The sequence below is a fragment of the Aeromonas sp. FDAARGOS 1411 genome, from assembly GCF_019047125.1.
Classification (GTDB): Bacteria; Pseudomonadota; Gammaproteobacteria; order Enterobacterales; family Aeromonadaceae; genus Aeromonas; species Aeromonas veronii.
On the sequence record NZ_CP077214.1, the window covers coordinates 2,795,573 to 2,809,391 of the forward strand.

General features: G+C 60.9%; 12 protein-coding genes. 9 read left to right on the top strand and 3 right to left on the bottom strand.

Features of this window, described 5'->3' with window-relative positions:
* The first annotated feature begins 113 nt into the window (after positions 1-113).
* From I6L41_RS12385 to I6L41_RS12405, 5 genes are all read left to right on the top strand, one after another.
* On the top strand, positions 114-1,493 hold the full coding sequence (locus tag I6L41_RS12385; protein WP_216963950.1) for a UDP-glucose/GDP-mannose dehydrogenase family protein: 1,380 nt from the start codon (positions 114-116) through the stop codon (positions 1,491-1,493).
* Positions 1,490-2,503, top strand: a complete 1,014-nt coding sequence (locus I6L41_RS12390; RefSeq protein ID WP_216959168.1) for an NAD-dependent epimerase — start codon at positions 1,490-1,492, stop codon at positions 2,501-2,503. The genes I6L41_RS12385 and I6L41_RS12390 overlap by 4 nt, the downstream gene beginning before the upstream one ends.
* 110 nt (positions 2,504-2,613) lie before the next feature.
* Positions 2,614-3,219, top strand: a complete 606-nt coding sequence (locus tag I6L41_RS12395) for a DUF2076 domain-containing protein (RefSeq protein WP_216959171.1) — start codon at positions 2,614-2,616, stop codon at positions 3,217-3,219.
* A gap of 204 nt (positions 3,220-3,423) precedes the next feature.
* A complete protein-coding gene (locus I6L41_RS12400) occupies positions 3,424-3,612 on the top strand; it encodes a hypothetical protein (protein WP_042054915.1) in 189 nt (62 codons plus the stop codon).
* 155 nt (positions 3,613-3,767) lie between these two features.
* The gene (locus I6L41_RS12405; protein WP_216959174.1) at positions 3,768-4,625 is read left to right on the top strand and encodes a lytic transglycosylase domain-containing protein; all 858 of its coding nucleotides are present in this window, start codon (positions 3,768-3,770) and stop codon (positions 4,623-4,625) included.
* An 8-nt stretch (positions 4,626-4,633) separates the two neighbouring features.
* Here the strand turns inward: I6L41_RS12405 and I6L41_RS12410 are convergent, their stop codons facing one another.
* Together I6L41_RS12410 and I6L41_RS12415 are read right to left on the bottom strand one after the other, a co-directional pair.
* The gene (locus tag I6L41_RS12410; RefSeq protein WP_216959177.1) at positions 4,634-5,197 is read right to left on the bottom strand and encodes a YgjV family protein; all 564 of its coding nucleotides are present in this window, start codon (positions 5,195-5,197) and stop codon (positions 4,634-4,636) included.
* A 57-nt stretch (positions 5,198-5,254) separates the two neighbouring features.
* A complete protein-coding gene (locus I6L41_RS12415) occupies positions 5,255-5,830 on the bottom strand; it encodes a Crp/Fnr family transcriptional regulator (RefSeq protein WP_216959181.1) in 576 nt (191 codons plus the stop codon).
* Between the two features lie 242 nt (positions 5,831-6,072).
* Between I6L41_RS12415 and ettA the strand changes: the two genes are divergently transcribed.
* The 3 genes from ettA to I6L41_RS12430 all read left to right on the top strand — a co-directional run bounded on the left by ettA (position 6,073) and on the right by I6L41_RS12430 (position 9,794).
* On the top strand, positions 6,073-7,740 hold the full coding sequence (ettA, locus tag I6L41_RS12420) for an energy-dependent translational throttle protein EttA (protein ID WP_005338959.1): 1,668 nt from the start codon (positions 6,073-6,075) through the stop codon (positions 7,738-7,740).
* A gap of 126 nt (positions 7,741-7,866) precedes the next feature.
* A complete protein-coding gene (locus I6L41_RS12425; protein WP_005349395.1) occupies positions 7,867-8,184 on the top strand; it encodes a hypothetical protein in 318 nt (105 codons plus the stop codon).
* Positions 8,185-8,450: 266 nt separating this feature from the next.
* Complete coding sequence (locus tag I6L41_RS12430; RefSeq protein WP_033114095.1) at positions 8,451-9,794, top strand: NCS2 family permease; 1,344 nt, start codon at positions 8,451-8,453, stop codon at positions 9,792-9,794.
* 172 nt (positions 9,795-9,966) lie between these two features.
* Here I6L41_RS12430 and gltX read toward each other — a convergent pair whose 3' ends face one another.
* The gene (gene gltX / locus I6L41_RS12435) at positions 9,967-11,382 is read right to left on the bottom strand and encodes a glutamate--tRNA ligase (protein ID WP_216959184.1); all 1,416 of its coding nucleotides are present in this window, start codon (positions 11,380-11,382) and stop codon (positions 9,967-9,969) included.
* Positions 11,383-11,656: 274 nt separating this feature from the next.
* Between gltX and I6L41_RS12440 the strand changes: the two genes are divergently transcribed.
* Positions 11,657-13,759, top strand: a complete 2,103-nt coding sequence (locus I6L41_RS12440; protein WP_216959187.1) for a methyl-accepting chemotaxis protein — start codon at positions 11,657-11,659, stop codon at positions 13,757-13,759.
* Positions 13,760-13,819 lie beyond the last annotated feature (60 nt).

Sequence of the window (13,819 nt, forward strand, 5' to 3'; positions counted from 1 at the left end):
GCTGAACGCCCCATTCTGGTGCCTGTCATCTGGCATTGACACCTACTGCACCAAGATGCAGCATGCCGCGGTTTAAGCGCGCCATCCCCCATTCACAGCACGAGGCACTTTTCATGAAGGTCACCATTTTTGGCACAGGCTATGTCGGGCTGGTGCAGGCCGCTGTTCTGGCCGAGGTGGGCCATCAGGTCTGCTGCGTGGATGTGGATGACGAGCGGATCGCCGCCCTCAGGCTGGGGCAGATCCCCTTCTATGAGCCGGGGCTGGCCACGCTGGTCGAGAGCCATCTGGCCAGCGGCCGCCTGAGCTTCACGGTCGATCCCGCCATTGGCGTGGCACACGCCGACCTGCTGCTGATCGCCGTGGGCACCCCGGCTGACGAGGATGGCTCGGCCGATCTGCAACATGTGCTGGCGGTGGCCGACACCATAGGCCGACTGATGAGCAGCCCCAAGCTGGTGGTGACCAAGAGCACAGTACCGGTCGGCACGGCGCAACAAGTAAGGGAACATATTGAGCTACAGTTGGCCGAGCGGGGGCTGCCCCTCACCTGCGAGGTGGCGGCCAATCCCGAGTTTCTGAAGGAGGGAGCGGCGGTCAACGACTGCATGCGGCCGGATCGCATCATCATCGGCTGTGACAGTGAGCGGGCACTTGAGCAGTTGCGCGCCCTCTACGCCCCCTTCAACCGCAATCACGACCGGATCGTGGTGATGGATCTGCGCAGCGCCGAGCTCACCAAGTACGCCGCCAACGCCATGCTGGCCACCAAGATCTCCTTTATGAACGAGATGGCAGCCCTCGCCGAGCAACTGGGGGCCGATATCGAGGCGGTGCGCCAGGGGATGGGGGCCGATCCCCGCATCGGTTACCACTTTATCTACCCGGGCTGCGGCTACGGCGGCTCCTGCTTCCCCAAGGATATAAAGTCGTTGCGCCATACCGCGGCGAGTGTCGGCTGCGACGCCCCGCTTTTAGCGGCGGTCGAGCAGGTCAACCAGCGCCAGCAACAGAAGATGGCGCAAACCCTGCTGACCCGCTTCGGCCCGGATCTGCGCGGCCACACCTTCGCCTTGTGGGGGCTGGCGTTCAAACCTGGCACCGACGACATGCGCGATGCGCCGAGCCGCCCGCTGCTGGCCACCATCTGGGCTGCCGGTGGCCGGGTGCAGGCCTTTGATCCCAAAGCGATGGGGCGCGCCCATGAGCTTTACGGCGAGCGGCCGGATCTGCTGCTCTGCCCGACTCAGGAATCTGCACTGGAAAGGGCCGATGCTCTGCTCATCTGTACCGAGTGGCAGGCGTTTCGCGCCCCCGATTTCCAGCAGCTAAAGGCCCTGCTCAACCAGCCCGTCATCATCGATGGCCGCAACCTCTATGATCCGCGCCAGCTCAGCGAGATCGGGTTTGACTATCACGCCATCGGGCGGCCACATCTACCAGCCAAAAAGCAGCCAGCCAATGCGAACTGCAATCCGGAGACCCAGCCATGATCTATCTGGTCACCGGCGTCGCCGGTTTTATCGGTTTTCATGTAGCCAGCCAGCTATGCAACGCAGGCCATCAGGTAGTGGGGATCGACAACCTCAACGACTACTACGAGGTGAGTCTGAAAGAGGCGCGACTAGCCCAACTGGCCGGTTTCCCAAATTTTCACTTCGAGCGGCTGGATCTGGCGGATCGTGAAGCGATGGCGACCCTGTTTGCCAGCCACCGTTTCGAGCGGGTGATCCATCTGGGCGCGCAGGCGGGGGTGCGTTACTCCATCGACAATCCGTTCGCCTATGCCGACAGTAACCTCACCGGCATGCTGACGGTGCTGGAGGGGTGTCGTCACCACGGGATTCAGCACCTCATCTACGCCTCCTCCAGCTCGGTCTATGGCATGGGGGATCAGATGCCCTACTCCACCGCGCAGCAGGTGGATCACCCGGTCTCCCTCTACGCTGCGACCAAAAAGAGCGGCGAGCTGATGGCCCACGCCTATTCGGCGCTCTATGGCCTGCCCACCACAGGGTTGCGCTTCTTTACCGTCTACGGCCCCTGGGGTCGCCCCGACATGGCCATCATCAAGTTCACTCGCGCCATCCTCGCGGGTGAGCCTATCGATGTCTATAACAACGGCGATCTCAGCCGCGACTTCACCTTTATCGACGACATAGTCGCGGGGATCCTAGCCGTGGCCGACCAGCCGCCCCGCCCCAATCCCGATTGGCACGCCAGCGAGCAGAGCGCGGCCGAGAGCGCCGCCCCCTACCGCATCCTCAACATCGGCCATGGTCAGCCGGTGCGGCTGCTCGACTTGATCGAGGCGCTGGAGGAGGCCCTCGACAAACCCGCCATCAAGCGGATGCTGCCGATGCAGGCAGGCGACATGCACGCCACCTGGGCTGACAGCGAGCCGCTGCACACCCTCACCGGCCTGCGCCCCGCTACGCCCCTCAAACAAGGTGTTGCCGAGTTTGTCCGCTGGTATCTCGACTACTACCGGCCCGCCCGCTGACGAGCGCGGGTAGCCCCTCGGTCATTGATGAGTTAATCAGATACCACTGATGCCCCGCGGGTTTTAGGATGGCTGAACGCACTGTCTGCGCACCATAGCGAGGATTTGAGATGCAATCACAGGAACAGGGTCTGATCGATGGACTGTTCGACCGCCTCAAGCAAGCGCAAGCCAAGGATAGCAAGCGAGACCAACAAGCGGATCAGCTGATCCGCCAGCATCTGGCCCAGCAGCCCGATGCCCCCTACTACATGGCCCAGGCGCTGCTGATCCAGCAGGCTGCCCTTACTCGCCTCAACGAGCGGGTCAAGGAGCTGGAAGCCAGCCAGAGCGCCCCAAGTGGCGGCAGTTTTCTCTCCGGTTTGTTTGGTAGCGAAAGTAGCCCGCCCCCGCGCTTTACGCCGCCACCGGCAACCGCGCCTGCCCAGCCAGCATCCCGTGCCAGCTCCTTTTTAGGGGGCGCCCTGCAAACCGCCGCGGGTGTGGCCGGTGGCGTCATGTTGGCCGATATGATCGGCGGACTGTTTCACAACAATCGGCCCGAGGAGATCATCGACATCATAGAGCCAGCGCCCATTGCCAACCCGGTCGACCCCGAGCCGGTCAGCTGGAATGGCTGGGATTCACCTCCCGATGCTGGCAGCAATTTTCTCGACGACGATAGCCAGAGTAGCGGCTGGGCCGACAGTGACGATAACAACGGCGGTTTCTTCTGACCGTCAAACCATTACTGGCCCCGCATCTGGCGGGGCCCAACTCGATACGAAACCCATGACTATGGAAAGTGTGATGACACCACGGATCGGCAGCGGCATGACGCGATATACTCAGCGCGCTTCGTGCCACCCGGGAACAACTCCCGACCCCAGGCGCTCTGTCCGTGGCCACGCAACACCCCCATGACGACAAGGAGCCACCTCATGATCCGAACCCTACTTTTGACCGGTGCCGCCATTGCGGCCTATGCCCTGACCCAGAGCCACTCTCTGCTTCCCCTGCTCAGCCTGCTGGCCCTGCTTTCGCTCTGGGTTGTCAGCGAAATTGGCAGTTTCTATCGCACGCTTCCGCCTGCCGTGCTGGATGAGCAGGAGTATCACCACGACTTCTAACCGGATGAAAAATGGAGTGAAACTGTCGAGATACCGTTAGTTCCATACCGTTTTGCTCTCTGAAATCAACCGGCTATAACCACAGGATCCACTGGGTTCGTGGCGATAGCAGCCATGTTCCTCTATATCTTCTGTACTCAAACAGGAGATAACCCATGAGGCACATCAGCGAAAACGGACTGTTTTTGCTGCTTTTTTTGTCGTTGTTACTGGCAGGTACGCCGCGCGCGATGGCACAAGGCAGGGATTTCAGACAGGCCCCCAAGGCGCTGACGGCGATCAAGCAGGGTCAAGTGGCCCAGCAACACGGCAATCTGCAAAAAGCCATCGCCCTCTACTGTGTCGCCGCCAGCACCGGCAACCCAGAGGGATATTTCCGGATCGGCCGCCTGCTCGCCACCGGCCCCACCTCGGTGCGCAGCGCCAAGCTGGCCAACAGCTACCTCGCCATGGCAATGCGCCTGGGTAACCGACAGGCTGCCCGCTACTACAACGCTCGCATCGGCAATGCCCCCATGGGTGATCAGTGCGGCATCGGGATCCGTGGCAGTCAGGGTGGCTATCTGGCCGGGCTCCCTTCCACCCCCTTCAATGTCGACACCTGGGTTGCCCGCCAGCCTCCTGCCAAGCAAAAACTGGTCACCATGCTGCGCCACGCAGCCAAACACCATAAGGTGGATGCCCGGCTGGTACTGGCGATTGCCATCGCCGAATCCAATCTCAACAGCCGTGCCGTTTCCCCCAAGAATGCCCAAGGGCTGATGCAGCTGATCCCCGAAACCCAGCAACGGTTCGGGGTAACCCGGCCATTCGATCCGGCCCAGAACATCAAGGGTGGCGTCAGTTATCTCAAATGGCTGGATCGCCGCTTCGATGGCGACTGGGTACTGATCTCGGCAGCCTACAATGCCGGGGAAAAAGCGGTGGAACGCTATGGCGGGATCCCACCCTATGACGAGACGCAGGAGTATGTGAAACGGGTGCTCTACTTCGCTGGCCACAAGCAGCCCTGAGCGGGAGGTCAGGAGCTCGCCCGACCGGAAGGCGGCACACGCCCCTTTCTGCGGCCACTGTGGCGGCCACGCCCCCAATAATCGAAGCCATAGTGGCGGTAGTAACCCACCAGATTGCTGACCAGAAACAGCCCCTCCATCAGAGCAGCGACCGGAGAGCCCACCAGCAGGTTGTTGACCAGCCAGCAGAGGGTGCCGAGCAGCATCCAGCGCCGCAGTTGGCGATCATCCGGGCAAAACGCGGCCCGGGTTTGCAGCAGGCTCGCCAGTAGCCCGACCAATGAGAGCAGGCCCTGATAGGTCGCCAGCGCAGCCGCACAGGCCAACCCCATGAAAAACCACATCAAGATGCGGCGAACCAGCCAGATACTCACCAGAAAGCGCACGCTGGCCAGCAGCAACAGGCAGGCGGCCGACCACTGCCCGAGCAGGGCAAAGTGACCGGCATTGAGGGCGCAGGAGAGGGCCAGACAGGCCAGGATCCTGCGACGATCCCGCAACTGAAACGACAACAGATCGAGCAACAAGGCCAGGCTCACCACCAGTTGCGACCACAGAAACAGCGACATCATCCACCCCTCGTCCGTCATTTGGATGGCGCAGCATGAGGGGATGGCCGGAGAGCGGCATTAACCCGTGTTAATGCGCTTGCGGATCCGTGACAGGGTGACCGGGCTGATGCCGATGTAGTTGGCGAGCTGTACTTGGGTCAGGCGTGCTGGCCAGTGGGGGAAGGTGTGGCAGAGCTCCCGATAACGCTCTTCGGGGGAATGGAGCAGCAAAAACGCCTCCTTGCGCTCCTTGTAACCGAGCTGCTGTCGCAACAGGGCCATGCAGACCGGCTGCCAGGCGGGCTCATCCAGCAGGGTGAGCGGCATCCGCACCACCTGCAGCTCCGTCAGCGCCTCCAGCTGGTAGCGGGCGGGCGACCCCGTGAGCCAGCAGTCATAGAGCAGGCAGAGCTCCCCTTCGAAGTAGAACTCCTTGCAGCGCTCCTGCCCGTCCCGGGTGTAGTGGCAGGCGCGAGCGATGCCCGCTTCGATATAGAAGGCCGCCTCCTGCTCTGCCCCTTGCGCCAACAGTGCCTGACCGGCGCGCAGCGTCTGCCGTGGCAAGCGCAGGCTGATGGCTTCACTCAGCGCGGCGTCCAATCCCATAGTGCAGAGAAAGGCGGCCAGCGAGGGGGCTTCAGAGGATGGGTTCATGACGGCTCCGGGACAAAACGGCAGCCCACATCATGCCCAAATTGCACGGCTGATGCAGCAAGGCGTGACCGCTGCGGCAAAGGGGGGACATAGCCGGGTGCCACCTTTGCCCCCCCTCGTCCGTTGGTTTACAATCGACGGGTTTTTTGGAACCCGGTTGACCTGTGTCGACCTGGCCCCACCACGACATCAGTCTGTTAATGCCAAGACATTAACCTGCTGAAAAGGAAGAGAATTAGCCAATGGCTCAATTTATTTACACCATGAACCGGGTCGGCAAGGTAGTGCCGCCCAAGCGTCATATTCTCAAGAACATCTCCTTGAGCTTCTTCCCGGGCGCCAAAATCGGCGTGCTGGGTCTGAACGGCGCCGGTAAATCGACCCTGCTGCGCATCATGGCGGGCATCGACACCGAGATCGAAGGGGAAGCCCGTCCACAGCCCGGCATCAAGATCGGCTACCTGCCACAGGAGCCGAAGCTGGAGCCGGAGCAGACCGTACGCGAAGCGGTCGAAGAGGCCGTTGGCGAAGTGAAGCGCGCCATGGCCCGTCTGGACGAGGTCTATGCGGCCTACGCCGACCCGGATGCCGACTTTGACAAGCTGGCCCGCGAACAGGGCGAGCTGGAAGCCATCATCCAGGCCCAGGGTGGCCACAACATGGAAAACCAGCTGGAGCGTGCGGCCGATGCCCTGCGCCTGCCGGCTTGGGATGCCAAGATCAAGCACCTCTCCGGTGGTGAGCGCCGCCGTGTGGCACTCTGCCGTCTGCTGCTGGAAAAGCCGGACATGCTGCTGCTGGACGAACCGACCAACCACCTGGATGCGGAATCCGTGGCCTGGCTGGAGCGCTTCCTGCACGACTACGAAGGCACTGTAGTGGCCATCACCCACGACCGTTACTTCCTCGACAACGTGGCGGGCTGGATCCTGGAGCTGGACCGCGGCGAAGGTATCCCGTGGGAAGGCAACTACTCCTCCTGGCTGGAGCAAAAGGACGCCCGTCTGGCGCAGGAAGCAAGTTCCGAAGCTGCCCGTCGCAAGTCCATCGAGAAAGAGCTGGAGTGGGTTCGTCAAAACCCGAAAGGGCGTCAGGCCAAGTCCAAGGCCCGTATGGCTCGCTTCGAAGAGCTCAACACCAACGACTACCAGAAGCGCAACGAGACCAACGAGCTGTTCATTCCGCCCGGACCGCGCCTCGGCGACAAGGTGGTGGAAGTGGCCAACCTGCGCAAATCCTATGGTGATCGGGTGCTGATCGACGATCTGTCGTTTGCCATTCCGAAGGGTGCCATCGTCGGCATCATCGGCCCGAACGGTGCCGGTAAGTCGACCCTGTTCCGCATGATGTCGGGTCAGGAGCAGCCGGATTCCGGCGCCATCACCCTGGGTGAAACCGTGGTGCTGGCCTCTGTCGATCAGTTCCGCGACAGCATGGATGACAAGAAGACGGTATTCGAGGAAGTCGCTGACGGTCAGGATATCCTGCGCATCGGCAACTACGAGTTCCCGAGCCGCGCCTATATCGGCCGCTTCAACTTCAAGGGTTCCGACCAGCAGAAGCGGGTTGGCGAGCTCTCCGGTGGTGAGCGCGGTCGTCTGCACCTGGCCAAGCTGCTGCAGACCGGCGGCAACGTGCTGCTGCTGGATGAACCGACCAACGATCTGGATATCGAAACCCTGCGCGCCCTCGAGAACGCCCTGCTGGAGTTCCCGGGTTGTGCCATGGTCATCTCCCATGACCGCTGGTTCCTCGACCGTATCGCCACTCACATCCTCGACTATCAGGATGAGGGCAAGATCGAGTTCTTCGAAGGTAACTTTACCGAATACGAAGAGTGGAAGAAGAAGACCTACGGCGCCGAGGCCATCCAGCCGCACCGCGCCAAGTACAAGCGCATCGCCAAGTAAGCGGTCGGTCGGCGCAAGCCGTACCATCGCAGCTGCGACCAGCGTCACAAGGGGAGCTCCGGCTCCCCTTTCTGTTGCCTTTTGGCTTACAATCCAAGACGGATAACATTGCATGGATGTACTGAAATGACCAAAAAACTGACCATCCAGATCCGGGTTGAACCCGGCTGTCTCGGGCCGGATGGCAAGGAACACATCGAAACCTTCTGCGTTGCCGCCGCCAAGATCTTCGAAGCGGTCGAGCCGGAGCTGGTGAGCTGGGTGCTGATCCCCCGTTACGACAAGAAGCTGCCGGAGCAGGAGTTCTTTCTCAACGATCTCAAGCTGAGCGAGGAGCAGGCCAGCCTCTTTCTGCGCCGCTTCGGCCGCGAGCTGGGGGAAGTGCAGGATCAGCTCGATTCGGTGCTGGCCCAGCTGGTGGAGCGCTACTTCAAAACTCTCTGATCTCTGCCCTCTCTGCGCCCAAAAGGTTCTCCTACGAGGACCTTTTTTGTTGGCGAAAAAGCAAACGTTTGATCTTTTACTCCATTCATTGATCCGCTTCGCAGATCCGGGGTTTGTAAACGGCGTCGCCTGTGTAAAAATGTGCGCGCTGTCACGGTATCAGGACGAGTCTGGTTACTTCTCCACCAGAAACAGGGCCATTACTCCCGCATGAATGGGAGCCCGCTCGCCTGCTGCTTATTTCACGTCACCTATTGGAATCCAACATGAATCAACCACAACAGGCCCCCACACAGGCTGCCGGGCAAGGATTGCTTGAGCGTCTGTTTGCCCTGAAGGGCCATGGCACCAACGCCCGCACCGAGCTGATTGCCGGCATCACTACCTTCCTGACCATGGTCTATATCGTGTTCGTCAACCCGCAGATCCTCTCTGCGGCCGGCATGGACACCCAGGCAGTCTTTGTCACCACCTGCCTCATCGCCGGTATCGGCAGCATCCTGATGGGTCTGCTCGCCAACCTGCCCATCGCGCTGGCACCCGCCATGGGCCTCAACGCCTTCTTCGCCTTCGTGGTCGTGGCCGGTATGGGCTACTCCTGGCAAGTGGGTATGGGTACCATCTTCTGGGGCGCCATGGGTCTGTTGATCCTCACCCTGCTGCGAGTGCGCTACTGGCTGATCGGCAACATCCCGCTCACCCTGCGGGTCGGCATCACCGCCGGTATCGGTCTGCTGATCGCCCTGCTCGGCCTGCACAACGCCGGGATCGTCGTGGCCAGCCCCGCGACTATGGTGACCGTGGGCAACCTCACCTCCCTGCCCTGCCTGCTGGGTCTGCTCGGCTTCTTCCTGATCTGCATCTTCTCCGCCCGCGGCGTTCATTCCGCCGTGCTGATCGCCATCGTGGTCACCACGGCGCTGGGCTGGCTGTTTGGCGATGTTACCTTCAAGGGTTTTGTCTCCATGCCCCCCAGCATCGAGCCGGTGTTCGGCCAGCTGGATCTGATGGGCTCGCTCGATATCAGCCTCGCCGGGATCATCTTCTCCTTTATGCTGGTTAACCTGTTCGACTCCTCCGGCACCCTGATCGGCGTCACCAACCGCGCCAAGCTGGCCGATGACAAGGGCCACTTCCCGCGCATGAAGCAGGCACTGCTGGTCGATAGCGTGAGCTCGGTCGGCGGCGCTTTCATGGGCACCTCCTCGGTCACCGCCTTTATCGAGAGCAGCTCCGGCGTTGCCGTCGGCGGCCGTACCGGTCTGACCGCCATCGTGGTCGGCATCCTGTTCCTGCTGGCGATCTTCTTCTCTCCGGTCGCCGCCATGGTGCCGGCCTACGCCGCCGCTGGCGCCCTTATCTATGTGGGCGTGCTGATGTGCTCCGAGCTGACCCGGGTGAAGTGGGAAGATCTGACCGAAGCGGTACCGGCCTTCATGACTGCGGTGATGATGCCGTTCAGCTTCTCCATCACCGAGGGGATCGCCGTGGGCTTCATCTCCTACTGCGTGATGAAGGCGGGCACCGGTCGCTGGCGCGAAATCAACCCCTGCGTACTGGTGGTAGCCCTGCTGTTCGTCCTCAAGTTCTTCTGGGTAGACGGTCACTAAGTCAGGCTTTCGCCAACAAAAATGCCAGTCAGCTGACTGGCATTTTTTTATCCCAAACTATTCTCGGCCTGTGCGATGGCCATAAAAAAATCCGAAACCAGTGGTTTCGGATTTTTGCTATTCAGCATGTGGCAGAGCAGGGTTATCCCCTCGCCGGCCACATCGGCAGCAGTTACTCGGCAGCCATGCGGGCTTCGATATACGCCAGTGCGCGGTCGATACGAGCAAGTACACGCTCTTTGCCCACCAGCGCCATCACTGCGTCGATGGCAGGGGACTGACCCAGACCGGTGACGGCCACACGCAGCGGCATACCAACCTTGCCCATGCCCTGACCCAGCTCGGCAGCGGTCGCTTCAATCAGCTCGTGCAGCGCTTCGGTAGTCCAGCTATCCAATGCAGCCAGCTTGGTTTTGGCCAGAGCCAGCGGCTCGGCAGCCACGCCACGCAGGTGCTTCTTGGCAGCCGCTTCGTCGATCGCTTCGTACTCTTCGAACAGGTAGCGGCTCTGGGCAGCCATCTCGACCAGGGTGTTGCAGCGCTCGGCCAGCAGGGTGACCACGTCGGCCAGCGCCGGGCCATTGCTGGTGTCGATCTTCTGGTTTTCCATGTGCCATGCCAGATGCTTGGCAACATAAGCCGGCTCCAGGCTGCGCATGTAGTGGTTGTTCAGCCACAGCAGCTTGTCGGTGTTAAACGCTGAGGCAGACTTGGAGATGGCATCCAGGCTGAACAGCTTGATCATCTCTTCCAGGGTGAAGATCTCCTGATCGCCGTGGGACCAGCCCAGACGTACCAGATAGTTCAGCAGCGCTTCCGGCAGGTAGCCGTCATCGCGGTACTGCATCACGGAGACAGCACCGTGGCGCTTGGAGAGCTTGGCGCCGTCGTCACCCAAGATCATGGAGACGTGGGCAAATTCCGGCACCGGCGCGTTCAGCGCCTTGTAGATGTTGATCTGGCGCGGGGTGTTGTTGATGTGGTCTTCACCACGCACCACATGGGTGATCTCCATGTCCCAGTCATCGACCACTACGCAGAAGTTGTAGGTCGGCGCGCCGTCGGTACGGCGGATAATCAGATCGTCCAGCTCGGTGTTGGCAAACTCGATGCGGCCACGGACGTGGTCATCGAACACCACGGAACCTTCGGTCGGGTTGCGGAAGCGAATCACGTGCGGCGCATCGGCCGGGTGATCGTGGGCGTGGTCGCGGCACTTGCCGTCATAGCGGGGCTTCTCGCCGTTGGCCATCTGGCCTTCACGCAGCGCTTCCAGACGCTCTTTGGAGCAGTAGCACTTGTAGGCGCGGCCATCGGCCAGCATCTCGTCGATCAAACCGTTGTAGCGATCGAAGCGCTTGGTCTGGTAGTAGGGGCCCTCATCCCAGTTCAGCTCCAGCCATTCCATGCCCTCAATGATGGCGTCGATTGCCTCCTGAGTGGAACGTTCCAGATCGGTATCCTCAATACGCAGCACGAACTCACCGCCCTGGTTCTTTGCAAACAACCAGGAATAGAGTGCGGTACGGGCACCGCCGACATGCAAAAAGCCGGTCGGGCTGGGAGCAAAACGGGTTTTGACTTTCATCTTTAAGCCTTGTGTAGAGGGCCTTGGGCCAATTCGTTAGAAAAAACCGTCGCATTTTAGCACCGACAATCACGGATGGGAAAACCATGACGCCATTGCGGGCTAAAGTAGGGAGTTAAATCTGTCGCCATTTGCATCTGTAGCCCGATATTTGAAGAGGATCGCAAAACAGAAGCCCCGTTTCCGATTTGCTATGCACAATGCTGGAGAGCTGCCTCCTCCGGTCGATACCCAAATAACGCTCACCACACTTCTCACGAACAAGGAAGAGACGATGCAGTTCCGTTCTATCCAGAATCGCATTCTAGTGATGGCCGGGATCGCCATGACCGCAGCCCTGGTCATCCTGATCCTGCTCAACCAATACTCCGGCCAACAGACCCAACAACTCACCATCAGCTCCAGCCGTGAAGCGCTGCAGCAGGAGGCATGGCAAAAGGTCAGCGCCAATGCCCGCGCCGAGGCGGCCACCATCACCCAGCTGCTGCAAAAAGGGCTCTCCTACACCCAGCAGATGGCCAGCACCCTCGCCCTGCAACAGCAAGGCAAACTACCGCTAGATCGCCAGCAGGCCACCGACCTGCTCAAGGCACAATTGGCGTTGGAGCCCCAGCTCTATGGCGCCTTCGCCGGCTTCGAGCCCAACGGTTTCGACGGTCAGGATGCCAGCTTTGCTGGCCAGAGTGCGCTGGGCAGTGATGACAAGGGGCGCTTCGTGCCCTACTTCTATCGCGACAAGGATCAAATCGGTACCGATCTGCTGCTCTCCATCGAAAAAACCGACCCGGACGAATTCGGCAATCCCGCCAACGACTACTACGCCTGCCCGAAACGGGAAGGGCGCTCCTGCCTGATCGATCCCTTCAAGGTGGATATCAATGGTCAGCAGGTGCTGGTGAGCACCATCACCACCCCCATCATGGTGAATGGTCAGTTCAAGGGGATCGCAGCGCTCGATCTGGCGGTGGACTCCATCAGCCGTCAGGCCCAGTCCCTCAACAGCAACATCTATGACGGCAAGGGGGAAACCCTGATCGTCAGCGCCGCCGGCGTTATCACCGGCACCAGCGGCGATGCCAGCCTGCTTGGCAGCAGCGCCGAGAAGGTGCTGGGCAGCCAGTGGCAGCAGTACCTGAAACCGGAAGTTCAGCGTCAGGAGCTGGACGAGTCATTCCGCATTTCCGTCCCCATCATGGTGCCGGGCATGAGCCGCAACTGGGCCATCATCGTCACCCTGCCCTACAAGGTGGTACTGGCGGGCGCCGATCAACTGGAAAGCCAGCTGAGCGACATGAACCAGGCAGCCATGACCCAGCAATTGGTGGGCGCCGTTATCGTACTGGTGCTGGCGCTGGCCACCATGCTGGTGATTGCCCGCAGCATCACAGGCCCCATCCGTCAGATGGTCAGCTTGGTGGATGATATCGCCGATGGTGAAGGGGATCTCACCAAGCGCCTAGCGACCCGCTCGGTGGATGAGCTGGGGGATCTCGCCAAGGGGATCAACCGCTTTATCGACAAGCTGCAAGGGCTGCTCGGGGATGTGCTCAAGACTGCCAGCGAGGTGAACCGCTACGCCGGTGACACCGATCGCATCGCCGGTCAGACCGACAACAACCTGCAGCACCATCAGGCGGAGATGGAGCAGATGCTGACCGCGGTACAGGAGATGTCCTACGTCAGTCAGGAGGTCGCCACCCACGCCAACAACACCGCCGACTCGGCCAAACAGGCGCAAGGCGCAGCCGATCAGGGCAAGGAGCGCTTCCAGCAGGTGATCCAGTCGATGCACAAGGTCGCAGCAGAAGCCGGAAAAGGGGCAGAAGTGGTGGAAGGGCTGGCCCACGACAGCGCCCAAATCACCAGCATCCTCACCGTCATTCAGGGGATTGCCGATCAGACCAACCTGCTGGCCCTCAACGCCGCCATCGAGGCTGCCCGGGCTGGCGAACAGGGCCGCGGCTTTGCGGTAGTCGCTGACGAGGTGCGCAAACTGGCGGGCAATACCCAGCAGGCGGTACAGAACACCCAGGAGTTGATCGAGAAGATCCGCCTCAGCTCCACCAATGCAGTCAACGCCATCACCCAGAGCCAGCAGCTGACCCATCAAGCGGTGGGCGAGGCGGATCTGGCGGAAGAGGCGCTTGGCAGCATCTACCAGGCCATCTCCACCATCAACGACATGACCTATCAGATCGCCTCCGCCGCCGAAGAGCAGAGCTCGGTCTCAGAAACCGTCTCCGGCAACCTGTCAAAAACCAACGCACTGGCCAACGACATTGCTCAGGATGCGACCGAAACGGCCAAAGCCAGTCAGGCATTGCGTCAGGCGGCCGACAAATTGCAGCAATTATTGGGTCAATTTCGTCTCAGCTGATAATTTTCCGCATCAGGACTCTCCCCCTCGGGGGCGAGTCCGTTTACCATAGGCGGCGAA